Genomic DNA, 22,312 nt, shown 5'->3' on the forward strand with positions numbered 1-22,312 from the left:
GCGCCTTCCCGGCGATCCCGGGGGATGATCGGCGCATGCAGATCTACGCCGACCTCCCCGCCGTGCGCGCCCGGCAGATCGTCGCCGACGCCCTCGCCCTGGCCCTCGCGGCGGTCGCCGTCGCGGCCGGGATCGCGGTCGGCTCGCTGATCGCGGGGCTCGCCGAGATCGGCCGACGCCTCGAGAGCGCCGGCAGCGGCTTCGGCACGACGATGAGCGACGCCGGATCGACGCTCGGCGGCATCCCGCTGCTCGGCGACGCCGTGCGCGCGCCGTTCGACGAGGCGAGCGGAGCCGGATCGGTGCTGGCCGCGGCGGGTCGCGACCAGCAGCAGCTGGCGGGCGCGCTCGCCCTGGTGGCGGGCCTCGCGGTGGGCGGGCTGCCGCTGCTCCTGCTCGCCGTGGTCTGGCTCCGCCCGCGCCTGCGCTTCGCCCGCCGCACCGCCGAGCTGCGCGCGCTCGGCGCGACCCCCGGCGGCTCCGAGCTGCTGGCCCTCCGCGCCCTCACCGAGGCGCCCCCGCGCGAGATCCTCGCCGCCCACCCCGCGGCGGTCCCCGCCTGGCGCGCCGGCGACCCTGCTGCGACCGCCGCCCTCTCCGCCCTGACCCTCCGCCGAGCCGGCCTCCGCCCCCGCCCCCCGCGCTGATCCCCCGCCGCGAGATGCCACTTGAGTACGCGACACGCCGTGGATCCCGCGCACAAGTGGCATCTCGCGGGGGGCCGCAGGGACTAGCACGGGTGGGTCGGAGGGATGAGGCGACGGGCCACGCCGGGCGATGAGCGCGACGGGGGCGGCTCCGTAGCGTCGGAGGCATGCAGAATCAGACCTCCTCCGTCGTGGCGCGCGTCGAGGGCGTGCGCAAGCTCTACGGCAGCACGCCGCCCGTCGTCGCCCTCGACGACGTCTCCCTCTCGATCGAGCGCGGCGAGTTCACCGCGGTGATGGGCCCCAGCGGCTCAGGCAAGTCCACGCTGATGCACGTGCTCGCCGGCCTCGACACCGCCTCGGCCGGCCGCGTCTTCCTCGGCGACGTCGAGATCACCGCGATGGGCGACGCCGAGCTCACCGTGCTCCGTCGCCGCAGCGTCGGCTTCGTCTTCCAGGCCTTCAACCTCGTGCCGACCCTCGACGTGCGCGGCAACATCCGCCTCCCGTTCGAGCTCGACGGCCGCCGCGTCACCGCGGAGGAGGAGCAGTGGATCGCGCGCCTGATCGAGTCGCTCGGTCTCCGCGAGCGCCTCACCCACCGCCCGCACGAGCTCTCCGGCGGCCAGCAGCAGCGCGTCGCCATCGCCCGAGCCCTGGCCACCCGGCCGCAGCTCATCTTCGCCGACGAGCCCACCGGCAACCTCGACTCCCGCACCGGCCGCGAGGTGCTGAGCCTGCTCCGCGCCTCGACGCGCGAGTACGGCCAGTCGATCGCGATGGTGACCCACGACCCGATCGCCGCGGCCTTCGCCGACCGCATCGTCTTCCTCCGCGACGGGGCCGTCGTCGACGACCGCCGCGGGATGAGCGCCGAGGAGATCTCGCGCGCGATGCTCTCGATGGAGGGAGCGTCGTGAGCGCCCGCACGGGCCTGCGGGCCGCCTCCGGTCAGGGCGGCGGCGCGATCATCACGGTCGCCGCGCTCTCCGCCGCGTTCGGCGGGGTCCTGGTGATGGTCATCGCCGACATGGTGGCGGCGTTCGAGGCCGCCGGTCTCGACGGCATCGCGCAGGCCGCGACGACCCTGGGCGTGGTCGGCGGCGTCTTCTTCGGCATCGCCGTGTTCGTCGGCGCGATCGTCACCTCCAACGCGGTGTCGACCGTGATCGCCGGCCGCACCCGCGAGATCGCGCTGCTGCGCCTGCTGGGCGCCTCCGGCCGCTCGCTCCGCGCCGAGGTGGTGCGGACCGGTCTCGTGCAGGGGCTGATCGGCGCGGCCCTCGGCCTCGTCGCCGCCGTCGTCCTGGTGGCCGTGGGCGCCGAGATCGCCTTCAGCACCGGGACCTTCACGCGCATCGCCGTGCCGCTCGCCTCGCCCGGGCTGCTGCTGCCGGCGCTCGCCGTGATCGTCTCGACCGTCGTCGCCTCCTGGGCCGGTTCCCGCCGAGTGCTCTCGGTCGCTCCGTCGCAGGCCGCCGGTTCGGCCGCCGAGCCCCGCTACGACGAGCTCCGCGGACGCACCGGCCGGAACGTCCTGGCGATCGTCCTCCTCGTCGTCGGTGTGCTGCTCCTGCTGATCGGCGTCGCCGTCGGGCTCGCCAGCCCGCTCGGCGTCCTGATCGGGCTGGCCGGCGGCATGCTCTCCTTCACCGGGGTCGTCCTCGGCGCTCCCGTGCTGCTCCCGCCGCTGATCGCGCTGGTCGGCCGAGCCTTCGGCGGCGGCCCCGTCGCCCGCCTCGCCTCGGCGAACGCCACCCGCAACCCGGCCCGGAGCGCGCGTGCCGTCATCGGCCTCGTGATCGGAGTGACGCTCGTCACGATGTTCGCGGTGGCCGCCGCGACCTTCTCCTCGATCATGCGCGCCTCGAGCGAGATGAGCCCGGAGATCTTCGCGGCGCTCGACCAGTTCGTCGCGGTCAGCACGGCGATCATGAGCGTCCTGCTCGGCTTCTCGGTGCTGCTCGCGGCGGTGGGCATGGTCAACACGCTCTCGCTGAGCGTGCTGCAGCGCCGCCGCGAGCTGGGCCTGCTCCGCGCGCTCGGCTTCACGGGCTCGCAGGTGCGCTGGATGGTCGTGGTCGAGGCGGCGCAGATGGTGATCGCCGCCGCGCTGCTGGGTCTCGTCCTCGGCGCCTTCTACGGCTGGGCCGGGGCGGTCGCGATCTTCGGCTCGCTGCCGGGCATCGGACTGGTGCCGCCGACGATCCCGGTCGGGATCCTGGTCGCCGTGATCCTGGTCAGCATCGTCCTCACCGCGGTGTCGGCGCTCCTGCCCGCCCGCCGCGCGACCCGGGTGTCGCCGGTGGAGGCGCTCGCGGTCGCCTGAGCGCCGCTCACAGCACCGTGAAGCCGTCCGCGAGCCGCTCCCGCCCGCTCAGCGCGAGCAGGAGCTCCTCACCCCGTCCCGCCCGAGCGGCGAGTGCCCCCGCCAGCGCGGAGCAGGCCTCGACCGCCTCGGGCGGGATCTCGTGCGCGAGGCCCGTCGCCCGCGACAGGTCGAGCGTGTGCACGACCAGCTCGAGCACGCGGGTCCGCAGGTACTCGTCCAGCGCCAGGGCGTGCTCCCCGATCGCGACGAGGCGCCCGGGGGGCTGCTGCGCGAGCAGCGCGAGGGTCCGTTCGAGTGACGCCGCGATCACCGCCGCCGGACGCTCGCCCAGCAGCGCGCCGGTCTCGACGCCCCGCTGCGCCACGGCCGCCGGGTCGGCGCGTCCGCCGGCCAGGGCCGCGTAGTAGCCGAGCGCGTCGGGCACGGTCGCGGCGGCCGGCTCCTCCGCGAGCAAGTACGTCTCGACCGTCGTGATCGCCCGCGAGGCGTGCCCGGTCAGGCCGCGGACGTCCCAGACGCCCAGCCCCGGGAGCGCCCACTGCTCGTCCCCGATCCGCTCGACCAGGCGGAGCAGGGCGCCGGCCGACGCGGCGAACATCGCGGTGCTGTCCATGGACCTCATGCTGGCACGCGTCCTGGACCTCCCGGCCGGCGCCCGCGACCCCCAGAATGTCCGGATGAGCAGCCCCGCCTCCCCCGATCGTCCCGGCCGCGCCGTCCGCCCGGCCCCTGCCGTGCTCACCGGCCGCCTCGTCGTCCTCGAGCCGCTGACCGAGGAGCACCTGGAGCCGCTCCGGGCCGCGATCGGCCGCCCCGAGGTGTTCGCCGCGGGCTACGGCGGCGGGCCCTCGGGCCTCCCCGACGGCGCCGAGGAGTTCCGTGCCTTCGCCCGCCGCTACTACCCGTGGGAGGCAGGCAACCCCTACGCCGTTCTCGTCGACGGCCGGGTCGTCGGCACGTCCTCGCTGACCGACTTCGACGAGCGGCGGGAGGCGGCGCACCTCGGCTGGACCGCCTACGCCCCCGAGGTCTGGGGCACCGCGGTCAACCCGGAGACGAAGCTCCTCCTGCTCGACCTCGCCTTCCGCAGCGGCTTCTCGCGGGTGAAGCTGCAGGCCGACGCGGTGAACGCACGCTCGCGGGCCGCGATCCTCCGGCTCGGCGCGGTCTTCGAGGGCCTGCTCCGGCACGACCAGCGGCGCGCGGACGGCTCGTGGCGCGACACGGCGGTGCACTCGATCCTGGTCGAGGAGTGGCCCGCGGTCCGCGAGGGCCTCGAGCAGCGGATCGCGGCCGTAGCAAGGCGCTGAGGGCGGCGCAACCCCGATGACCCCGCGAGGGTCCGAGGGGTAGGAAAGGACGATGGAACGCATCCACTACGCGGGCAGCTCGGTGCTCACCGGCAGCCGCATCGCGCGATCCCTGGTCGGCTACGCCGAGGCGCTCGCGCTGCGGAAGGGCTCGATGGTCGTGGACATCCCGATCCGCCGCGCCTCGGGCGGCCTCGGCCGCGCCACCCTGCTGATCGGACCCGCCAGCCAGCTGTTCTCGGAGACGGAGGACGACGACGGCGAGGAGATCGTCGACGTCGCGCTCGTCGACCGGCTCACGGAGGAGGCGGCGCGGCTCGGGATCTCGCAGCCCCTGACCGAGGCGGAATCCGGTGAGATCGCTCTCCAGCTCTCCGATCTGGACATCCCCCGCTTCCACTCGGATGACGACGGACGCTGAGAATCACCCGGTGGCGGATAAGATCAGCCCGTATCGTCCGGCCGTGAATCCGCTGGAAGGACCGCAGCGCGAACGGAGAGTGCCCTCATGGGCAGATTGATCTACGACTCCACCCTCGAAGCCGACTTCGACGACCGACTGCTCGCACACCTGCAGATCGTCATCGGGTCGAAGCTGTCGAGGAACGAATCCTTCTACCTGTCGTGGAAGGACTCGCAGTCGGTCGGTGACGGCCGGACCTCGATCTGGCTCCACCCCGCGATCCCGCTGCGCTTCAAGTACCACGGCGGTCGCGCTCCGGCGATCAACCCCGATTGGATCCGGCAGCTCCTGGCCGACTCGCACAGTGCGCACGGCCTGCGCATCAGCGAGGAGCCGCACGGGGGTGCCCGCCAGAGCGAGGAGGCGATGCTGTGAAGCGCGTCGAGATCATCTACGGCGGAACGTCGTACAGCCTGCACGACACCACGGCCGAGATCGTCCGTGAGAAGGTCGAGAAGGCGCTCGACGGTTCCGCGTCGCTCTGGCTGACCGTCAACCAGGGCGAGGGCAAGCCGCGCGAGACGTCGATCCTGATCACGCCCGGAGTGGCGTTCTCGGTCGCCGACGTCGCGCTCTGAGGCACGCGTGAGGACGACGCGGCTCCGCCCCGCCCGAGCGACCAGAACGGGACCGGCGCTCGCCGCGACCCTGGCGGTGCTCGTCCTCGCGGGCTGCACGGCTCCCGCGCCCACTCCCGCGGTGGACACCTCGAGCGACGTGGCGGCCCGCGAGGATTCGCGCGACCGCGTGGTCGCGCTGGTCTCCTCCCTCGCCGGCCCGCAGGACGACGCCTTCGGCTTCGCCCGGCTCGCGAGCGATCAGGCCGTCGAGGGCGTGGACCTGATCGGGATCGAGTCGTACGAGGCGCAGGGCGAGGACGGCGAGTTCGGCTCGCTGTCGTTCCGCACGCCGGTCGACGCCGCGTCCTTCCCGGACGCCGTCGACCTGCCCGAGGCCTACTGCTTCCGCGCGCCGTTCGCGCAGGCGGGCGCGGTGCTCGACGACGCCGAGGGCGGTGTCGCCGTGATCGACTGCCCGGCCGACGCCGAGACGATCACTCCTCCCGCCGCGTAGGGGCGTCCACCGCGGCGACGACCGCGGCGAGCGTCTCCGTGTCGCTGAGGATGCGGAAGTGGCCGCCCGTCTCGATCCGCACGTTCACCGCGCCCGCGAGCACGCTGCCCTCGGGGATGTGCGGGTCGAAGAGTCCGAAGACCGAGGTGATCCGCGCGTTCGCTCCGGCCCGGCTCGAGAGCAGCAGCGTCGTCGCGTCGCGCGGCGAGAACGAGCGGAGGCTCTTCAGCAGCAGGTAGGGCGCGTAGCGCGAGCCGCCGAACGGCGTGGCCACGGCGACCATCCGGTCCACGCGGCCGTCGGGGTCGAGCTCGGTCATCACGTACTTGCCGATCAGGCCGCCCTTGCTGTGCGCGACGATCACGACGTCGCGGAGGTCGTGCTCGGCCAGGTAGGCGGCCACGTCCTCCGCGGTCCGCGCGACCGGACGGCCGTTCCAGCCGAGGCTGGTCAGCACGTGCATCGGGTGGCCGCGCCGGTGCAGCGGGTCGATGATCGGGCGGAGGAACGCCCAGGTCTCCCAGATGCCGGGGAGCACCACGATCGGCCGCTCGTCGCCGTCGAGGTAGTCGTCGGGAGCGCGGCGGGAGACGAGGGCGCGCACCTGCCAGGCGATCGCGTAGGCGTAGTCGCGGATCCACCAGACGGCGTCGCGGAGGACGTGGGTCACGCGGGTACCGGCGCCGAGCTGCTGGTCGTGGCTGCGGCGAAGCCCGCGAGCGCGCGCGCGAGCGCCTCGGTGCCGGTGCGGGGCACGACGTGCCGTGAGCCGGGGAACTCCTCGAGACTCCCGTCGGCGGCGTGCTCGAGCAGGCGCTCGCACCAGTCGCGGGTGGCGATCGGATCGTCCTCCCCGCGGACGACGAGGACGGGCCGGGTCACCGCGGCCAGCCGCCGCTGGATCGGGTAGTGCAGCATCTCGGGCAGCTGACGCAGGTACCAGCCGAGGCCGCCGCGGACGTAGTCGGCGAAGAGCAGCGCGTCGACGCCGAGCGGCTCGCCGAGGCAGTCGCGGGCGAGCGCGAGGGCCTGCCGAACGGCGCCGGGGCGCTCCGGATCGACGACCGGGCCGATCAGGACGAGGCCGTCGACGAGGTGCGGCGCCCGCGCGGCGAGCTCGACGGCGACCTGGCTGCCCATCGAGTGGCCGACGACGACCGCGCGGGTGACGCCCCGCTCGGCCAGCACTCGCTCGACGAGCCGGGCGTGGTCGGCGATCCCGACGCGGCGGCGGGGCGCGGTGTTCGCACCGAAGCCGGCGAGGTCGACCGCGACGACGCGGCCGTGCGGGCGGAGGGCGACGGCGAGCGGCGAGAAGGTGTGGTGCGACATCCCGATGCCGTGGATCAGGACGAAGGTGCGCGGAGCGTCGGCGGCGCCCGTCGCGAAGGAGCGGAGCTCGATCCCGTCGACCCGGTGGCGCAGGGCGGGCGAGGGGCGGGGCATGCCCTCCAGGCTAGGCAGGCGGGCGCCCGAGCGCGCGGGGGTGCGCCGCGCCGGTCGGGTGGGCTAGGGGTGTCAAGCGGCTGATGCGGCGGGGGAGCGCTGCCTAGCCTCGGAGCAGGGCGGCAGGCGCTGCCCGCGGAGGGACATCATGCGGATCGCGATCGTCGGAGCGACGGGCAACCTGGGCACGGCCCTGCTGAGGCGCCTCCACCGGGAGTCGTCGGTGACGGAGATCGTCGGGATCGCGCGCCGCGCGCCGCGGCCGGGCGCGGACGAGTACCGCGACGTGCGCTGGCACGAGGTGGACGTGGCGTCGAGCGATGCGGGGCGGCAGCTGCGCGAGGCGTTCGCCGGGATCGACGCGGTCGTGCACCTGGCCTGGGCCCTGCAGCCGAGCCACGACGAGCCGTTCCAGCGGCTGGTCGACGTCGGCGGCACCGCGGCGGTGCTGGCGGCCGCGGCGGCGAGCGGGGTCGAGCAGGTGGCCGTCGCCTCCTCCGTCGGCGCGTACAGCGCGGCGCCGAAGAGCCTCCGCGTGGACGAGAGCTGGCCGACCGGCGGACTGCACACCTCGACCTACAGCCGGCACAAGGCTGCGAACGAGCGGGCGATGGACGCCTTCGAGACCGAGCACCCGGAGGTGGTCCTCACCCGGCTGCGCCCGGGACTCGTCTTCCAGCGCGGCGCGGCGACGGAGATCGCCGGGCTCTTCGCCGGCCCGCACTTCCCGACCCGCTGGCTGAAGGCGGTGCGGCCGCCGATCCTGCCGCTCCCGCGGACGCTGATCTTCCAGGGTGTGCACGCGGACGACGTCGCCGACGCGTTCTGGCGCGCGCTCGACCGGCGGGCGGGCGGCGCCTTCAACATCGCCGCGGAGCCCGTGCTCACGCCGCAGCGCATCGCGGACGTCGTCGGCGCGCGCCTCGTGACGGTGCCGGAGGGGCTGCTCCGCTCGATCGTCTCGGCGACCTGGCGCCTCCGCCTCCAGCGCACCGATGCCGGCTGGCTCGACATCGCGACGCACACCCCGGTGATGTCGACCGAGCGCGCCCGCTCCGTCCTCGGCTGGGAGCCGGCGACGACGGCGGAGGAGGCGCTGCGCGAGCTGCTCGACGGCCTCGGCGACCGCGCGACGGTCGCCGGCTCCCCGCCGCTGCGCGGCTGAGCGCCTGCGGCCGAAATTCCGATGCGCCCGTTGCGCCCCTGCTGGTCGAGTAGCGCGCAGCGCGTATCGAGACCCGCCCACCGAACGACGGTGGATCTCGATACGCCCTCTGCGAGGGCTACTCGATCAGCATGAATCGCGAGGGCTGCCCGCTCGGCATCGGCGCCCCTACTCCGCGGCGACGCGGATGAGCACCTTGCCGGTGGCGCCGTTCTCGACGGCGTCGTGGGCGGCCGCGGTCTCCTCGAGCGGGAACCAGGTCAGCGGGAGGCCCGCCTCCTCGCCCACGGGGAGGGCGCCGTCGCGCAGGGCGGCGGTGATGTCCTCGGCCGCGGCCTGGAGCGCCTCCTCGCCGACCGTGTAGAGCAGCAGGCCCTGCCAGCGCGCGTTCTTGGCGAAGCTCGGGACGATCGGGACGGAGAAGTCGTCGCCGTTGTTGTTCGCGTAGTAGCCGATGCTGCCGTGGTTGGCGAGCACCTCGATGTCGAGGGCGGCGTTCTGCGCGGGCGCGACCTCGACGATCTGCTCGACGCCGTCGGGGGCGAGCTCGAGGATGCGCTCGGCGAGCCGCTCGTCCGGGTACTGCAGCACGTGCTGCGCGCCGGCGGCCGTGGCGAGCTGCGCCTTCGCGTCGCTGCTGACCGTGGCGATGACGCTCGCCCCGGCCCAGACCGCGAGCTGGATCGCTGCATGGCCGACCGCTCCCGCGCCGCCCTGGACCAGCACGGTGCGGCCGGAGAGAGCGCCGGGCGCGAGGTGCGCGGGGCCGTGCTCGTGCACGGTCAGCGCGCGGTGCGCGGTCATCGCGGGGACGCCGAGGCTCGCTCCGAGCTCGGCGTCGACGCCCTCGGGCAGGAGCACCACGTGCTCGGCGGCGAGGACGGTCGACTCCTGCGCGGAGCCGGTGGGCCGCTGGTGCGCGGCGAGGTAGAACCAGACGCGGTCGCCGACCGCGAGGCCCTCGACACCCTCGCCGACGGCGTCGATCACGCCGGCGCCGTCCTGGTTCGGCACGACCTCGGCGAAGGGCGGCTCGCCGCCGGCGCGCGCCTTCCAGTCGGTCGGGTTGACGCCCGAGACGAGGACGCGCACGCGCACCTCGCCGGCGCCCGGGGTGCCGGGCTCGCGGTCGACGAGCGAGAGGACGGAGGAGGAACCGGACCGGGAGTAGACGATGGATCGCATACGACTACGAAGCCCCCGCAGCCGCCCGCTATTCCCGCCCGCCCCCGTCCCGACAGCGAGATGCCACTTGTGCGCGCGACACGCCGAGGCGGGCGCGCACAAGTGGCATCTCGCGGAGAGGGGAGTTACGAGCGGTCGCTGTCCTGCGTCACGTTCTCCTGCACCGCGTGCTTGGCCTCGCGGGCCGAGTCCTTCACGTCCTCGGCGGCGGATCCACCCGCCTCCTTGACGTTCTGCGCGGCGTCGGTCGCGGTGTCCTTCACCGAGGCGAAGGCCTGCTGGGCGGGTTCGCGGAGCTCGTCGGCGACGTTCTTCGCCGCGCCGGTCACGGAGTCGACGACGGGCTGCGCCTGCTCCTTGACCTTGACGGCCGCGTCCTTCTCGGCGCTCGACGCCGGGATCAGCGAGGCGACCAGCAGGCCGGCGCCGAAGGCGATCAGGCCGACCGCGAACGGGTTGCCGTCGGCCTTGCCCTTCACCGAGCCGGCGGTGTCCGCGAGCGTGTCGCCGGCGTCGTGCGCCGAGCCCATCACGCGGTCGCGCACCGAGCCCATCGCCGACTTCACCTTGTCGGTCTGCCGCTCCACGATCGCGCTCGGGCTGACCTTCTCGGCCAGCGCGTCGACGTCGCCGCCCAGCTCCAGCCGCGTGCGCTCGATGTCGGCCCGGATCTGCTCCGGAGTCTTGCTCTGTCCTGCGTCGTACGTCATCGTCCTGCCCCGTTCGGCTTGAGGGTGTCGGGAATCTGCTTGAGGGTGTCGACCGTCTCGGGGACGCCGTCGACCTGCTGGAGGCTCTTGCGCCCGACGACGAAGAGGATCGCCGCGACGACGCCCCAGATCACGGCGACGATCACGCCGGACCAGCCGTTGCCGATCAGCGTGCCGAGCGCCCACCAGAGGGCGATCGAGAGGAAGAGCACGGCCATCAGCGCCGCGTAGCCCGCGCCGCCGAGGAGTCCGGCGCCCTTGCCGGCCTTGCCGGCCGACTCCTTGATCTCGGCCTTGGCGAGCGCCATCTCCTGGCGGATCAGCGTCGAGAGGTCGCGGGAGACCTCGCCGAGCAGATCGCCCAGCGAGGTCGAGCCCGCGCGCTCACCGGGCGTCGGCTCCGCGGCGGCGCGATGCGCGCCCGACGGGTCCGTCACGGCCGGGTCCCGTTCGGGAAGGAGTCGTAGCCGGGCGTGAGCGGCGTGCTCAGCGGGTCGGCGACGGGCTCCGTGGGCGCGTAGGCGTCGCGCTCGTCGAACGGGGTCGTGGTGGTCGCGCCACCGGAGTAGTCGGCGGCGGCCGGAGCGGCGAACTCGGGACCGGAGGTGTCCGCGGTCGCGGCCTTCTCGTCCTTCGCCTCAGCGGTCAGCGCGCGCACGAGGCGGCCGGCGACCAGGCCGGTGGCGGCGGCGATCAGGATGAATGCTCCCGGGCGGCGGCGCGCGAACGAGCGGACGTCGTCGAGCAGCTCGGACGGGTCGCGGCTCTCCAGCCACGACGCCACGCCCTGGGCGCGCTCGGCGGCCTGCGAGACGAGCTTCGCGGCGGCGTTGCCCTCTCCGCCCTCGCCGTTCGCGAGTGCGGTGAGGTCGTCGCTGAAGGCGCGAGCGCCCTTGGCGGCGTTCTCCTTCTGCGCGTGCGCCTGCTCGGTCAGCTGGGTGCGGCTCTGGTCGATCAGATCCTTGACCTGGACCTTCGCCTCCTGCGCGACGTTCGCGGCCTCCTCCTTGCCGGTCGCGAGCACGTCGCCCGCGGCCTGCTTGGCGTCACCGGCGACGGCGCCGGCCTGCTCCTTCGCCGCTCCTGCGGCCTCGGAGGCCTTCTCCTTGGCGGAGTCGGCGGCGTCGGAGGCGCTGCCGCCGGTGAGACTGCCGCCGCCGGTCACGCTGTGCGCGGTCGTGGTCGACTCGGAGTCGCGGTCGTCCGACGTCAGCGGCTCGGCGGTGAGCGGCGCGTCGTAGGTGCTGCCGTAGGCGGGGTCGGCGGCGCGGGCGTTCGCCGCGCCGTCTCCGAACGGAGGTGAAGCGGGATCGATGTTCGACATCGTCTGTCCCTTCCAGGATCGAGGAGTGATGGTCTGCGTGCCGGCCTCGTCAGTCTGAGCAGTGCGCACCACCCGCAGGTAGGGCGTAGCGGGCGAGGCGTGCGGGGCGTACGATCACGCGCTCCCGGGCGCGTCGGACGGCGGCCCGCCTGAGTGCCGGCTGCGGATCGGCGTCGCGACGTCGTCAAGCCCCTACTGGGCGGTGCGCGGCGCCGCCTAGCGTCGAAGACGACGTCGGTCCGCTCGGCCGACCCCGCATCAGGAAGGGCACCCCATGCTCAGCACTCGACCCTCCCGCACCGTGCGCGTCCTCGGCGCGCTCGGCGCCTCCGCCCTGATGGTCGGCCTGCTCGCCGGCTGCTCCGGCGACGCGCAGACCCCGAACCAGTCCGGCAGCGCGGTCCCCACCAGCGCCGACGACGGCTCGACCCGCACGCCCACGATGGAGCCGACGCAGACCGCGCCGTCGGACACCGCGACGCCCGTCATGTGACCCGCCCCGGTCTGCGCACGAGCGCAACCGTCGAGAATGGCACTTCAGCGCGCACCCGGGCAAGCCCCTCCTCGCACTCAGGCGACGAGCAGGCTCGGCTCCTACGGTCGACTCATCGATCAGCGAAGGAGGCACCACTATGGGGCTCGATGACAAGATCAAGAACGCCGCTCAGGACATCGCCGGCAAGGCGAAGGAAGCCCTGGGCGACCACAAGAACGACGACAGCCTGAAGGCCGAGGGCCAGAAGGACCAGGCCTCGGCCTCGGCGAAGAAGACCGGTGAGGACATCAAGGACGTCTTCAAGTAGGACTTCTCCGCACACGACGAAGGCGGCGCCCCCTCGGGGACGCCGCCTTCCGTCGTTCCCGGGGGCGGGATCTCGATACGCCGCGTGCCGCGGCTACTCGATCAGCAAGGGAGACCCGTCGCCGCTACGGCTGCAGGACGACCTTGATGCAGCCGTCCTCCTTCTTCTGGAAGGTCTCGTAGAGATCGGGCGCGTCCTCGAGCGGAGCGCGGTGGGTGACGAGGTCGTTCACGCCGAGCGGGTCGCTCGAGTCCTCGACCAGCGGCAGCAGCTCGTCGATCCAGCGCTTCACGTTGCACTGCCCCATCGTCAGGGTGATCTGCTTGTCGAACATCGACTTCAGCGGCAGCGGGTCGGCCTCGCCGCCGTACACGCCGCTGAGCGAGACGGTCCCGCCCCGGCGCACCAGGTCGAGCGAGGCGGTGACGGCCGCGAGGCGGTCGACTCCGACCGTGTCCATCGCCTTCCGGGCGATCGGGTCGGGCAGCAGCCCGGCCACCGTCTGGGCGAACGAGCCCATCGGCGAGCCGTGCGCCTCCATGCCGACCGCGTCGACGACGGAGTCGGGGCCGCGGCCCTCGGTGAGGTCGCGCAGCTGATCGGCGATGTCGTCCGAGAGATCGAACACCTCGACGCCGTGGCGGGCCGCCATCGCGCGGCGCTCCGCGACCGGGTCGACCGCGAGCACGCGGTAGCCCTTGTGCACGCCGATGCGGGCGGCGAACTGGCCGACCGGGCCGAGGCCGAAGACGACGAGCGAGCCGCCGTCGGGCACGTTCGCGTACTCGACGCCCTGCCAGGCGGTCGGCACGATGTCGCTGAGGAAGAGGTAGTTCTCGTCCGGCAGATCGGTGCCGACGACGACGGTGTTGTAGTCGGCGAGCGGCACGCGGAGGAACTCCGCCTGGCCGCCGGGCACCTGGCCGTACATCTTCGTGTAGCCGAAGAGCGAGGCTCCCGAGCCGTACTCGGTCACCTGGGTCGTCTCGCACTGCGACTGCAGGCCGCGGCGGCACATGAAGCACTCGCCGCAGGAGATGTTGAACGGCACGACGACGCGGTCGCCGACCTTGAGCTTCGTGATGCCGGCGCCGATCTCCTCGACGATGCCCATCGGCTCGTGGCCGAGCACGTCGCCCTTGTCGAGGTACGGGCCGAGCAGGCGGTACAGGTGCAGATCGGAGCCGCAGATGGCCGTCGAGGTGATCCGGACGATGGCGTCCGTCGGCTGCTGGATGCGGGGATCGGGGACCGTCTCGACCGAGACCTTCTCGACGCCCTGCCACGTGAGTGCGCGCATGCTTCCTCCTTCTCCCGGCGGTGACGCCGGTGGTTCTCCGGCTGACGCCGGTGCATGGGATCCACGCCACACCCGCGGCGCCGGCATCGGGAGGGGGTTGACGGCCGCGTGTGTGCGGTTCGGAGGGGATTCCCGGACCGGAGCGACGGCGGCCGCCGATCCCGGGAGGACGTGCACCCGGCGCTCACCCCGCACTCGGCCGCGCAGTGGTGTGATGGGGGGATGGATGCTCTCTACACCGCCATCGCCCACGCCTCCGGTGGAGGACGCGACGGCCACGTCCGCACCGAGGACGACCGACTCGATCTCGACACCCGCCCGCCCCAGGAGCTCGGCGGCTCCGGAGAGGGCACGAACCCGGAGCAGCTCTTCGCCGCCGGCTTCGCCGCGTGCTTCCTGAGCGCGCTGCACGGCTCCGGCAAGGCGCTCTCGATCGACACCACCGACGCGCAGGTGTCGGCGAGCGTCTCGATCGGCAAGAACGACGACGGCGGCTTCGGCCTCGCGGTCGAGCTGGACATCCACGTGCCGAAAGCGAGCTCGGAGGACGCGCACGCGGTAGCCGAGAAGGCGCACACGATGTGCCCGTACTCGAACGCGACCCGCGGCAACGTGGACGTCGTGCTCAACATCGTCGACTGACGCTCGCTCCCTCCGAAGGCCCCTTCCCGGTGACGGGTGGGGGCCTTCGTCGTGCCGCCGCCGCCTTCGGCTTCGGCTCGTGATTCCGGCCTGGGCTCGTGGGAATCGCGAGGTTCCGCGTGCCGGGGGTGTTTTCGCGTGCCGGAGGTGAGTGGGGGTCGAGCTTCGGCTCGTGGTTCCGGTTCGGGCTCGCGGGAATCGCGGGATTCCGCGTGCCGGAGGTGTTTTCACGTGCCGGAGGTCGGTGGGGTCGGGCTTGCGCTCGTGGTTCCGCCCTCGGCTCGCTGGAATCGCGGGGTTCCGTGTGCCGGGGGTGTTTTCGCGTGCCGGAGGTGAGTGGGGTCGGGCTTGGGCTCGTTGTTTCGGCTCGGGCTCGTGGGAATCGCGAGATTCCGCGTGCCGGAGATGTTTCTGCGTGCCGGAGGTGGGTGGGGGTCGGGCTCGGGCTCGTGGTTCCGGTTCGGGCTCGTGGGGATCGCGGGATTCCGCGTGCCGGAGGCGCCTTCGCGTGCCGGAGATCTGCCGCGGCGGGGGTGCGCCACGACCGTCCGTTAGGGTCGGAGGCATGATCGAGGAAGAGTCGCGCGCCGGGGCCGACGCCGATGCGCTGGCCGAGCTGGAGCAGATCCGCCAGAGCATCGACAACATCGATGCGGCGCTGATCCACCTGCTCGCCGAGCGCTTCAAGTTCACTCAGAAGGTCGGACGGTTGAAGGCGGCCCACGGCCTGCCGCCCGCCGACCTCGAGCGCGAGTCGCGCCAGATCTCGCGGCTGCGGGCGCTCGCGGAGGACGCGCACCTCGACCCGGCCTTCGCGGAGAAGTTCCTCGGCTTCATCGTCGCCGAGGTCATCCACCACCACGAGCAGATCGCTAACGGCGCCGAGGGCTGATCCCCCTCCCGCGAGATGCCACTTGTGCACGCTCGACACGGCGTGTCGCGCGCACAAGTGGCATCTCGCGGAGGGGAGGGGGCTAGACGGCCGGGCGGGTCAGGGCTCGGACCGACGTGACGCGGCGGCGGGCGATCGCGGCGACCGTCAGCAGCAGGCCGAAGAGCAGCCAGATCAGCAGGCCGACGACCGCGGCCGCGACGCCTCCGGTGCCCTCGACCACGCCGGCCAGGGCGTTCTGCGCGGCGGAGAGCGGCAGGAAGCCGAGGGCGTCGTCGAAGACGCCCGGCACGGTCGAGATGATGCCGGCACCGAGGCCGACGACCGCGGCGACCATCGAGAGGAACCGCCCGAGTCCGCCGAGCAGCGCCACGAGGCCCTGGTTCACGGCGGCGAACGACGCCCCCGCCAGCATCGCCAGGGCGGCGAAGCCGAACCAGGTCACGAGGTCGAGGCTCGCGACCGCGCTCATCACGATCGCGACGGCGAGGCCCTGCACGAGCCCGATCACGAGGGCCGGAACGTAGGAGGACAGCGCGAGCGCCGCGGACGAGCGGGTCGAGGAGAGCGCGCGGTGCGAGAACGCGGCGAGCACGAGGAAGGTCGCCAGGGCGCCGAGCCAGAGGGCGATCGTTGCGAAGAACGGCACGCTCGACGCTCCGAACAGGTCGGTGCTGTTGCTCGAGTTCTCGACCGGGTCGGCGACGACGTCGGCGAGGTTCTTCGACTCCGACTCCGTGTAGGTCGGCAGCTGGGCGACGGCCGCGTCGAGGCCGGTGGCGAGCGAGCGGGTGCCGTCGGCGAGCTGGAGCGCGCCGTCCGAGACTCCGCCGGCGCCGTCCGCGAGCTGGTCCGCGCCGTCGGCGGCCGAGGCGGCGCCGGTCGAGAGCTGTGCGGCGCCGTCGGCGGCGGAGGCGGCCCCGGTCGCGAGCTGACGGGCGCCGTCGGCGGCGGAGCTCGCGCCGGTGGCGAGCTGGGAGGCTCCGCCGGCCGCGGTGGTGGCGCCGGTCGAGAGCTGGGTCAGGCCGCCCGCGAGTGAGGCGGCGCCGTCGGCCACGCCGCGCGCGCCGGTCGCGGCGGAGGCCGTCCCCGAGACGAGAGAGGGCTGGTCGGCGGTCCCGACGCGGATCCCGGCGTCGAGCTGCGCGGTGGCTCCCGCGGCAGTCGTCGTCAGCGTCACCGGTCCGGTGTCGGAGGTCTGCGCATCGGCGATGACGCCCAGGGCGGTGAGGCACTCGGCGGTCTGGCAGGTGGCGAGGACCTGCTGGAGGCCCTGCAGCGTCCCCGCCGTCGACGCCGCGGCACCCGCGCTGAGGGCCGCGATCTGCTGCGTGCTCGCGCCGATCTCGACCGTGCTGGAGCTGAGCGCGTCGAGGCCGTCGGCGAGCGAGCCGGCGCCGGTCGCGAGCTGCGTCGCTCCGTCCGCGGACTGCTGCGCGCCGGTCGCCAGCTGCGAGACGCCGCCCGAGAGGTCGGAGGCGCCGGTGCCGAGCTGCGCGACGCCGTCGGCGAGCGACGAGGCGCCCGTGCCGACCTGAGCGACGCCGCCGGACAGAGCCGAGGCGCCGGTCGCGAGCTCGTCGATGCCGTCCGCGAGCGTGCTGGTGCCGTCGGCGAGCGTCGAGGCGCCACTGCCGAGCTGGTCCGCGCCGTCGGCGAGCGTGCCCGCGCCGTCGGCGGCCTGGCCGATCTGCTCGTTGAGGGTGTTGAAGCCGACGTAGACGTTCTCGAGGTAGGCCGTCGTCAGCTGGGTGTTGAGCAGCGCGGTCGCGGTGCTGGTGACGGTCGCCGAGATGGCGTCGTCGACGAGCTTCGCCTTCTCGCTCGTGGCGATGTCGATCGTGGCCTTCGTCGCGTCGGCGGCGTCTCCGGAGTAGGAGGTGGCGGCGGCCGAGAAGGACGAGGGGATCGTCACCACGGTCGCGTAGCTGCCGTCGGCGAGGCCCTTCGCGGCGTCGTCCTTGTCGGTGAGGACCCAGGTGAAGTTGCCGGTCGAGTCCGAGCCGGAGACGTTCGCGGCGGGAGAGGCCGAGGCGGAGGGCGTGGCCGACGCGGACGGTGGGGCGGACGCGGACGGCGCGGGAGTCGCCGAGTCGCTCGTCTCTCCGCCGGTCACGAGCCCCGCCGCGAGCTGGCGCCCGAGCGGCACCGTCTGCCCGTTGATCTCGACGGGGGTGTCCTCGTTCACGACCGCGGCCGTGATGGTGTCCAGGCGCTCGGTGGGGTTCCACAGCGCCCAGACGAGCAGGCCGCCGATGACGAGGGGGACGAGGACGATGCCGAGGAGCGTCACCCAGGACACCTTCTTGACGCCGCGCGGGCGTTCGAGGGAGAAGAGAGCCATCTGTCAGCCGACCTTCGCGATAGCGCGGCGCTCGGCCGCGGGGGAGACCGCGAGCGTGCCGCGATCGGTGGGGAGGAGGTCGTCGAGCGCGTCCGCGTCGACGGAGGAGGCGATCACCGTGAAGGAGTGCTGCTTCTGCGCGGCCTTCGCTCGCGCCCGGTCGAGCTCGGCGCGGAGGGCGTCGCGCAGCAGCGGGTCGGTGACGGTGTCGAGGTCGTCGAGCACCAGGAGCGGCGGAGCCGTCTCGAGCGCCGCGCGCACCTCGGCCACCGGGTCGCTCGCGCCGGCCAGCCGGACGAGTCCGACCCGGCCGCGGACGGCGGCGGAGCGGATCGGCACGACCAGGCCGTCGACCTTCAGCCGCCCGGCATCCGGGGCGAGGCGCCCCGCGATCGTCAGCAGCAGCGCGGTGCGACCCGAGCGGTGCGGCCCGTGCACGACGAGCGCTCCGCCGGCGGGGACCCGCAGGTCGACGTCGTGGTAGACCGGGCCGTCGGGCCCGTCGAGGCACAGTCCCTCGGCCACGACCGCGTCGGTGGCGCCGGGCTCGGGCCAGTCGGCCAGCGCGAGCTCCTTGGTCAGGCCCTCGCCCTCCACGTCGAACGACGGCAGGATCCGGTCGAGCCAGCGCGGCATGTGCCACGCGCGGTCGCCGAGCAGGTGCAGCACCGCGGGCACGAGCGTCATCCGGACGATGAAGGCGTCGACGAAGACGCCCACCGCCAGGCCGAGCGCGATCGGCTTGATGTTGGTGTCGCCCTCGGGCACGAACGCCGCGAAGACGGAGAACATGATGATCGCCGCCGCAGTGACGACCTTGGCCGAGCCGACGAAGCCCGACTCGACCGCCGCTCGCGCCGGCCGGCCGTGCACGTAGTCCTCGCGCATCCGCGAGACGAGGAACACCTCGTAGTCCATCGCGAGGCCGAAGAGCACGCCCATCAGGATGATCGGCATGAAGCTGATGATCGGGCCGGTCTTGTCCACGTGCAGGGCGTCGGCGAACCAGCCCCACTCGAAGACCGCGGCGACGGCGCCGAAGGACGCGCCGACCGAGAGCAGGTAGCCCAGCGTCGCCTTGAGCGGCACCCAGAGCGAGCGGAAGACCATCGTCAGCAGCACCAGCGAGAGCCCCACCACCAGCAGGCCGAACGGCAGCAGCGCCTTCGCGAGGGTGTCGGAGATGTCGATGCCGACCGCGGTCTGGCCCGTCACCGCGAGGTCGACCCCGTAGGTCTCCTGGAAGTAGTCGTGCCTGTCGCGGATCTCGGCGACGAGCGCCTTGGTCGCCTCGGAGTCCGGGCCGCCCTCGGGGATCACCTGGATGATGCCGGTGTCGGCGGTCTCGTTCGGGGTGGCGAGCGGCACGGAGGCGACGCCGTCCAGGCCCTCGATCTCGGTCTTGAGGTCGGCCATCAGGCCGAGCGGGTCGGTCGAGCCGATGATCGTGCCGGTGACGATGAGCGGGCCGTTGTAGCCGGGTCCGAAGTTCTCGGCGAGCAGGTCGTAGGTGTCGCGCGCGGGCGTGCCCTCGGCCTGGTAGCCGGCGTCGGGCAGGGCCAGGCGGAGGCTGAGTGCCGGGATCGACGCCATGCCCAGCACGCCGACCACCGCGACGATCGTGAGGATCGGGAAGCGGGTGACGACCCGGACCCAGCCGCGGAAGAAGCCGCGCGGCACCTCGGCGTGCGGGTGCGCGCCGGGGGAGGGGGCGGTCGCGTCCTCGGTGGCGTCGGGGTCGGCGTGGGCGCCGGTCGACGCGGCCTTCTCGGCGCCGGCCTGCTTCGCGGCGGCCTTCTCGGCCTTGCGCTCCTTCGGACGGAGGCGCTCGCCGGCGAAGCCGAGCAGTGCGGGGGTGAGCGTGAGCGCGATGACCACGGCGATCGCCACTCCGCCCGCCGCCGCGATGCCCATCGTGGTGAGGAACGGGATGCCGGCGACCGAGAGGCCGGCCAGCGCGATGATGACCGTCAGGCCGGCGAAGACGACCGCGGAGCCGGCGGTCGCGGTGGCGCGGGCGGCCGACTCCTCCGGCGCCATGCCCTGCTTCAGCTGGTCCTGGTGGCGGCTGATGATGAAGAGCGCGTAGTCGATGCCGACCGCGAGGCCGAGCATCAGCGCCAGGAGCGGTGTTGTGGAGGAGATCGAGGCGAAGCGGGTGGCGATGAAGATCGCGGACATCGAGAGCGCGACGCCGAGCAGTGCGGTCACCAGCGGCATGCCGGCGGCGAGGAACGAGCCGAAGGTGAGCACCAGGACGACGAGCGCCACGACGAGGCCGATCGCCTCCGTGACGGTGACGCCGGGCAGGCTCTGCGAGAAGAGGTCGCCGCCGAGCGAGACCACGGTGCCGGCGGGCAGCGCGTCCTGGAGGGTGGTCGCCTCGGCCTTGAGGGCGTCGCGCGACTCGACCGAGGTGGTGGTGGCGGAGCCGTCCATCTGCGTGGTGATCACCAGCGCATTGCCGGCCTCGGAGATCGTGCCCTCGACGGTGTCGGAGTAGGGGTCGGTGACCGCGGCGACGCCGTCGATCGCCTCGAGCGCGGTGACGGCCTCGCCGACCGGTCCGCTGATGTCGGCGTCCTGGACGCTGCCGCCGTCCGGCGCGACGACGACGTAGCGCGCGGAGGTGCCGCTGACCTGCGGGAAGGTGCGCTCGAGCTGGTCGAGGGCGGTCTGCGACTGCGTGCCGGGGATCGAGAACGTGTTGTCCGTGCCCTGGTTGAGCAGCAGCGCGCCACCGCCCGCGAGGACGACGACGGCGAGCCAGAGGACGGCGACCAGCCGGTGGGCGCGGAACACCCAGCGACCGAGTCGGTAGAGCATCGACGACACGCGTGTCTCCTGACGACGAGGGGAGTGGAGGACGACACGACAGTGCGGATGCGCGGACGTGCCCGATACACCGACGTATCCGATACGGAAATGTATCCGATACAGTGGTGTATCTCAACACCGCCGACGCCCGCCCGGGAAGGACTCAGGATGACCGACTCCGTCGAGACCTCGCGTCGCGGCCGGACGCGGGAGCGGCTCCTCGACGCCGCCTACGACGTCTTCGCCGAGACCGGCGTGCACACGGCCTCCGTCGAGCAGATCTGCGAGCGGGCCGGCTTCAGCCGCGGCGCGTTCTACTCCAACTTCTCCTCGAAGGAGGAGCTGTTCTTCGCCCTGATGGAGCGGGAGAACGGCGCCCGGCTGAGCGGACTGGTCGATCAGATGGGGCGGTCGATCCCCAAGCTGGTCGAGTCGGACGAGCCGCTGACCGCCGAGACGCTCGCCGTCGTCATCCTCGACGTGCTGCAGGGGCCCTTCACCGACAACCGGCGCTGGTGCGTGGTGCAGTCCGAGTTCGAGCTGCTCGCGCTGCGCGATCCGGCGATCGCGCCGCAGTACCGCGACTTCCGCGCCGGCTTCGACGAGACCCTGGTCGGCATCGTCCGCGGGGCTCTGCAGCAGGTGCAGCGCGACTTCGGCCTCGAGCCGACCACGGCCGTCCGGCTGCTGATCGCGAGCTACGACGACGCGGTGAAGACGTCGATCCTCGAGGACGACTCCGAGGACGCGGCGCTGGAGCGGCTGCGCTCGACGCTCACGGACGTGGTGCTGGCGATCTCCACCGCGCGCTGAGCCGCCACGGGGTGATCCGCCCCGGCTCGATGTGCCGAGCCCGATCCGCCCGGCCTGATCCGCCGGTGCGCAACCGCTCCCAGTGCCGCCCGCGCGCGACGAGGATGGACCCATGGAACTGCGCCAGCTCGAACACTTCCTCGCCGTGGCGAAGGAGCAGCACTTCACCCGCGCGGCGAGCGCGCTGCAGATCTCGCAGTCGGGGCTGTCGGCGTCGATCCGCGCGCTGGAGAGCGAACTGGGGAGTGCGCTGTTCACCCGGAGCACCCGCCGGGTCGAGCTGACGCCGGCCGGGCGCGCGATGCTGGCGGAGTCCGAGCAGTCGGTCGCCAGCGCCCTCGCCGCGCGCGACGCGGTCCTGGCGGTGCAGGGCGTGCTGCGGGGGAGCCTCGCGGTCGGCACGGAGGAGTGCCTGGGCGGGGTGCACCTGCCGCGGGAGCTGGCGACGTTCCGCGAGCAGCACCCGGGCATCGGGCTGCGGCTGACGCACGACGGCTCGGGCACGCTGCTCGAGGCGGTGGGCAGCGGGCGGCTCGATCTCGCGCTGGTCGCGGACATCGGCGCGACGCCGGCGGGAGTGGTCACGCGGCCGCTCGCGAGCGAGGGCTTCGCGGTGCTGACGCATCCCGATCATCCGCTCGCCGACCGCGAGGCGTGCCGCATACCGGACCTGGAGGGCTGCACGATCGTCGGCCTGCAGGAGCACTGGGGCGCGAGTCACCTGGCGGCGCGGGCGTTCGCCGCGCACGGGCTGGCCTTCGAGGTCGAGCTCGAGGTGAACGACGTGCACACGCTGCTCGACCTGGTCGAGTACGGCATGGGCGTCGCGGTGGTGCCGGCGCACTTCGCCGAGAAGCGGCCGGCCGGGCTGCGCGCGGTGCCGCTGGAGGATCCGCTGCTCGTCTGGCGGACCATGGTCGCGCTGCCGGAGCGGCCGAGCGCGGCGGCGCGCGCCTTCGTCGCGGCGCTGCCGCTCGCCTGCTGATCGAGTAGCCCTCCGAGAGGGCGCATCGAGATCCGCCGTCGTCCGGAGCGTGGGTCTCGA

General features: G+C 73.3%; 25 protein-coding genes. 15 read left to right on the plus strand and 10 right to left on the minus strand.

What is annotated here, in order from left to right; genetic code table 11:
- Window positions 1–35 precede the first annotated feature (35 nt).
- The 3 genes from GSU72_RS00745 to GSU72_RS00755 all read left to right on the plus strand — a co-directional run bounded on the left by GSU72_RS00745 (window position 36) and on the right by GSU72_RS00755 (window position 2,976).
- Complete coding sequence (locus tag GSU72_RS00745; protein WP_159982880.1) at window positions 36–647, plus strand: hypothetical protein; 612 nt, start codon at window positions 36–38, stop codon at window positions 645–647.
- A 167-nt stretch (window positions 648–814) separates the two neighbouring features.
- Window positions 815–1,567 carry an ABC transporter ATP-binding protein gene (locus GSU72_RS00750; protein ID WP_159982882.1) on the plus strand — a complete coding sequence of 251 codons (753 nt, stop codon included), beginning with the start codon at window positions 815–817 and terminating at the stop codon, window positions 1,565–1,567.
- The gene (locus GSU72_RS00755) at window positions 1,564–2,976 is read left to right on the plus strand and encodes an FtsX-like permease family protein (RefSeq protein WP_244255916.1); all 1,413 of its coding nucleotides are present in this window, start codon (window positions 1,564–1,566) and stop codon (window positions 2,974–2,976) included. Before GSU72_RS00750 ends, GSU72_RS00755 begins: the two co-directional genes overlap by 4 nt.
- A gap of 7 nt (window positions 2,977–2,983) precedes the next feature.
- Here GSU72_RS00755 and GSU72_RS00760 read toward each other — a convergent pair whose 3' ends face one another.
- Entirely contained in the window at window positions 2,984–3,592 is a 609-nt protein-coding gene (locus GSU72_RS00760) for a maleylpyruvate isomerase N-terminal domain-containing protein (protein WP_159982884.1), read from the minus strand.
- Between the two features lie 64 nt (window positions 3,593–3,656).
- Between GSU72_RS00760 and GSU72_RS00765 the strand changes: the two genes are divergently transcribed.
- The 5 genes from GSU72_RS00765 to GSU72_RS00785 all read left to right on the plus strand — a co-directional run bounded on the left by GSU72_RS00765 (window position 3,657) and on the right by GSU72_RS00785 (window position 5,826).
- Window positions 3,657–4,289, plus strand: coding sequence for a GNAT family protein (locus tag GSU72_RS00765; RefSeq protein ID WP_159982886.1), 633 nt, complete (start codon window positions 3,657–3,659; stop codon window positions 4,287–4,289).
- Window positions 4,290–4,341: 52 nt separating this feature from the next.
- On the plus strand, window positions 4,342–4,710 hold the full coding sequence (locus GSU72_RS00770) for a hypothetical protein (protein WP_159982888.1): 369 nt from the start codon (window positions 4,342–4,344) through the stop codon (window positions 4,708–4,710).
- Window positions 4,711–4,797: 87 nt separating this feature from the next.
- On the plus strand, window positions 4,798–5,127 hold the full coding sequence (locus GSU72_RS00775; RefSeq protein WP_159982890.1) for an ATP-dependent DNA ligase: 330 nt from the start codon (window positions 4,798–4,800) through the stop codon (window positions 5,125–5,127).
- Window positions 5,124–5,330 carry a hypothetical protein gene (locus GSU72_RS00780; RefSeq protein WP_159982892.1) on the plus strand — a complete coding sequence of 69 codons (207 nt, stop codon included), beginning with the start codon at window positions 5,124–5,126 and terminating at the stop codon, window positions 5,328–5,330. Before GSU72_RS00775 ends, GSU72_RS00780 begins: the two co-directional genes overlap by 4 nt.
- Before the next feature lie 7 nt (window positions 5,331–5,337).
- The gene (locus tag GSU72_RS00785) at window positions 5,338–5,826 is read left to right on the plus strand and encodes a hypothetical protein (protein WP_159982894.1); all 489 of its coding nucleotides are present in this window, start codon (window positions 5,338–5,340) and stop codon (window positions 5,824–5,826) included.
- Here GSU72_RS00785 and GSU72_RS00790 read toward each other — a convergent pair.
- Together GSU72_RS00790 and GSU72_RS00795 are read right to left on the minus strand one after the other, a co-directional pair.
- Window positions 5,807–6,496, minus strand: coding sequence for an alpha/beta hydrolase (locus GSU72_RS00790; protein ID WP_159982896.1), 690 nt, complete (start codon window positions 6,494–6,496; stop codon window positions 5,807–5,809). The two genes, GSU72_RS00785 and GSU72_RS00790, sit on opposite strands and share 20 nt — an antisense overlap.
- Window positions 6,493–7,272 (minus strand): alpha/beta fold hydrolase, encoded by a 780-nt coding sequence (locus GSU72_RS00795; RefSeq protein ID WP_159982898.1) that lies wholly within the window; start codon window positions 7,270–7,272, stop codon window positions 6,493–6,495. The genes GSU72_RS00790 and GSU72_RS00795 overlap by 4 nt, the downstream gene beginning before the upstream one ends.
- Before the next feature lie 148 nt (window positions 7,273–7,420).
- Here GSU72_RS00795 and GSU72_RS00800 point away from each other — a divergent pair, with 148 nt between their 5' ends.
- The gene (locus GSU72_RS00800; protein WP_159982900.1) at window positions 7,421–8,437 is read left to right on the plus strand and encodes an NAD-dependent epimerase/dehydratase family protein; all 1,017 of its coding nucleotides are present in this window, start codon (window positions 7,421–7,423) and stop codon (window positions 8,435–8,437) included.
- Between the two features lie 168 nt (window positions 8,438–8,605).
- Here GSU72_RS00800 and GSU72_RS00805 read toward each other — a convergent pair whose 3' ends face one another.
- From GSU72_RS00805 to GSU72_RS00820, 4 genes are all read right to left on the minus strand, one after another.
- The gene (locus tag GSU72_RS00805) at window positions 8,606–9,622 is read right to left on the minus strand and encodes an NADPH:quinone reductase (RefSeq protein ID WP_159982902.1); all 1,017 of its coding nucleotides are present in this window, start codon (window positions 9,620–9,622) and stop codon (window positions 8,606–8,608) included.
- Window positions 9,623–9,747: 125 nt separating this feature from the next.
- Window positions 9,748–10,332 (minus strand): DUF3618 domain-containing protein, encoded by a 585-nt coding sequence (locus GSU72_RS00810; protein WP_159982904.1) that lies wholly within the window; start codon window positions 10,330–10,332, stop codon window positions 9,748–9,750.
- Window positions 10,329–10,769, minus strand: a complete 441-nt coding sequence (locus tag GSU72_RS00815; protein ID WP_159982906.1) for a phage holin family protein — start codon at window positions 10,767–10,769, stop codon at window positions 10,329–10,331. The genes GSU72_RS00810 and GSU72_RS00815 overlap by 4 nt, the downstream gene beginning before the upstream one ends.
- Window positions 10,766–11,656, minus strand: coding sequence for a hypothetical protein (locus tag GSU72_RS00820; RefSeq protein WP_159982908.1), 891 nt, complete (start codon window positions 11,654–11,656; stop codon window positions 10,766–10,768). The genes GSU72_RS00815 and GSU72_RS00820 overlap by 4 nt, the downstream gene beginning before the upstream one ends.
- A gap of 274 nt (window positions 11,657–11,930) precedes the next feature.
- Here GSU72_RS00820 and GSU72_RS00825 point away from each other — a divergent pair, with 274 nt between their 5' ends.
- Both GSU72_RS00825 and GSU72_RS00830 read left to right on the plus strand, forming a co-directional pair.
- Window positions 11,931–12,149 carry a hypothetical protein gene (locus GSU72_RS00825; RefSeq protein WP_159982910.1) on the plus strand — a complete coding sequence of 73 codons (219 nt, stop codon included), beginning with the start codon at window positions 11,931–11,933 and terminating at the stop codon, window positions 12,147–12,149.
- Between the two features lie 139 nt (window positions 12,150–12,288).
- On the plus strand, window positions 12,289–12,459 hold the full coding sequence (locus GSU72_RS00830) for a CsbD family protein (protein ID WP_123736268.1): 171 nt from the start codon (window positions 12,289–12,291) through the stop codon (window positions 12,457–12,459).
- Window positions 12,460–12,583: 124 nt separating this feature from the next.
- Here the strand turns inward: GSU72_RS00830 and GSU72_RS00835 are convergent, their stop codons facing one another.
- Window positions 12,584–13,759, minus strand: a complete 1,176-nt coding sequence (locus tag GSU72_RS00835; RefSeq protein WP_159982912.1) for a zinc-dependent alcohol dehydrogenase — start codon at window positions 13,757–13,759, stop codon at window positions 12,584–12,586.
- Window positions 13,760–13,981: 222 nt separating this feature from the next.
- On the opposite strand from GSU72_RS00835, the gene GSU72_RS00840 reads away from it, so the two are divergent.
- Window positions 13,982–14,401, plus strand: a complete 420-nt coding sequence (locus tag GSU72_RS00840; protein WP_123705992.1) for an organic hydroperoxide resistance protein — start codon at window positions 13,982–13,984, stop codon at window positions 14,399–14,401.
- 565 nt (window positions 14,402–14,966) lie between these two features.
- Window positions 14,967–15,293, plus strand: a complete 327-nt coding sequence (locus GSU72_RS00845) for a chorismate mutase (protein ID WP_159982914.1) — start codon at window positions 14,967–14,969, stop codon at window positions 15,291–15,293.
- An 82-nt stretch (window positions 15,294–15,375) separates the two neighbouring features.
- On the opposite strand, the gene GSU72_RS00850 is transcribed toward GSU72_RS00845, so the two are convergent.
- Together GSU72_RS00850 and GSU72_RS00855 are read right to left on the minus strand one after the other, a co-directional pair.
- Complete coding sequence (locus GSU72_RS00850) at window positions 15,376–17,637, minus strand: YhgE/Pip domain-containing protein (RefSeq protein WP_159982916.1); 2,262 nt, start codon at window positions 17,635–17,637, stop codon at window positions 15,376–15,378.
- 3 nt (window positions 17,638–17,640) lie between these two features.
- Window positions 17,641–20,463 carry an MMPL family transporter gene (locus GSU72_RS00855; RefSeq protein WP_348272850.1) on the minus strand — a complete coding sequence of 941 codons (2,823 nt, stop codon included), beginning with the start codon at window positions 20,461–20,463 and terminating at the stop codon, window positions 17,641–17,643.
- 159 nt (window positions 20,464–20,622) lie between these two features.
- On the opposite strand from GSU72_RS00855, the gene GSU72_RS00860 reads away from it, so the two are divergent.
- Entirely contained in the window at window positions 20,623–21,267 is a 645-nt protein-coding gene (locus tag GSU72_RS00860; RefSeq protein ID WP_159982920.1) for a TetR/AcrR family transcriptional regulator, read from the plus strand.
- 112 nt (window positions 21,268–21,379) lie between these two features.
- Window positions 21,380–22,252 (plus strand): LysR family transcriptional regulator, encoded by an 873-nt coding sequence (locus GSU72_RS00865; RefSeq protein WP_159982922.1) that lies wholly within the window; start codon window positions 21,380–21,382, stop codon window positions 22,250–22,252.
- Window positions 22,253–22,312 lie beyond the last annotated feature (60 nt).

It is taken from the genome of Rathayibacter sp. VKM Ac-2760, assembly GCF_009834185.1.
GTDB lineage: Bacteria > Actinomycetota > Actinomycetes > Actinomycetales > Microbacteriaceae > Rathayibacter.

Bases quoted from the DNA above. Each gene is read 5' to 3' on its own strand.
- GSU72_RS00745 (WP_159982880.1), top strand. From the start codon at position 36: ATGCAGATCTACGCCGACCTCCCCGCCGTGCGCGCCCGGCAGATCGTC.
- GSU72_RS00750 (WP_159982882.1), top strand. From the start codon at position 815: ATGCAGAATCAGACCTCCTCCGTCGTGGCGCGCGTCGAGGGCGTGCGC.
- GSU72_RS00760 (WP_159982884.1), bottom strand. From the start codon at position 3,592: ATGGACAGCACCGCGATGTTCGCCGCGTCGGCCGGCGCCCTGCTCCGC.
- GSU72_RS00765 (WP_159982886.1), top strand. From the start codon at position 3,657: ATGAGCAGCCCCGCCTCCCCCGATCGTCCCGGCCGCGCCGTCCGCCCG.
- GSU72_RS00770 (WP_159982888.1), top strand. From the start codon at position 4,342: ATGGAACGCATCCACTACGCGGGCAGCTCGGTGCTCACCGGCAGCCGC.
- GSU72_RS00775 (WP_159982890.1), top strand. From the start codon at position 4,798: ATGGGCAGATTGATCTACGACTCCACCCTCGAAGCCGACTTCGACGAC.
- GSU72_RS00795 (WP_159982898.1), bottom strand. From the start codon at position 7,272: ATGCCCCGCCCCTCGCCCGCCCTGCGCCACCGGGTCGACGGGATCGAG.
- GSU72_RS00800 (WP_159982900.1), top strand. From the start codon at position 7,421: ATGCGGATCGCGATCGTCGGAGCGACGGGCAACCTGGGCACGGCCCTG.
- GSU72_RS00805 (WP_159982902.1), bottom strand. From the start codon at position 9,622: ATGCGATCCATCGTCTACTCCCGGTCCGGTTCCTCCTCCGTCCTCTCG.
- GSU72_RS00810 (WP_159982904.1), bottom strand. From the start codon at position 10,332: ATGACGTACGACGCAGGACAGAGCAAGACTCCGGAGCAGATCCGGGCC.
- GSU72_RS00820 (WP_159982908.1), bottom strand. From the start codon at position 11,656: ATGTCGAACATCGATCCCGCTTCACCTCCGTTCGGAGACGGCGCGGCG.
- GSU72_RS00825 (WP_159982910.1), top strand. From the start codon at position 11,931: ATGCTCAGCACTCGACCCTCCCGCACCGTGCGCGTCCTCGGCGCGCTC.
- GSU72_RS00830 (WP_123736268.1), top strand. From the start codon at position 12,289: ATGGGGCTCGATGACAAGATCAAGAACGCCGCTCAGGACATCGCCGGC.
- GSU72_RS00835 (WP_159982912.1), bottom strand. From the start codon at position 13,759: ATGCGCGCACTCACGTGGCAGGGCGTCGAGAAGGTCTCGGTCGAGACG.
- GSU72_RS00840 (WP_123705992.1), top strand. From the start codon at position 13,982: ATGGATGCTCTCTACACCGCCATCGCCCACGCCTCCGGTGGAGGACGC.
- GSU72_RS00845 (WP_159982914.1), top strand. From the start codon at position 14,967: ATGATCGAGGAAGAGTCGCGCGCCGGGGCCGACGCCGATGCGCTGGCC.
- GSU72_RS00850 (WP_159982916.1), bottom strand. From the start codon at position 17,637: ATGGCTCTCTTCTCCCTCGAACGCCCGCGCGGCGTCAAGAAGGTGTCC.
- GSU72_RS00855 (WP_348272850.1), bottom strand. From the start codon at position 20,463: ATGCTCTACCGACTCGGTCGCTGGGTGTTCCGCGCCCACCGGCTGGTC.
- GSU72_RS00860 (WP_159982920.1), top strand. From the start codon at position 20,623: ATGACCGACTCCGTCGAGACCTCGCGTCGCGGCCGGACGCGGGAGCGG.
- GSU72_RS00865 (WP_159982922.1), top strand. From the start codon at position 21,380: ATGGAACTGCGCCAGCTCGAACACTTCCTCGCCGTGGCGAAGGAGCAG.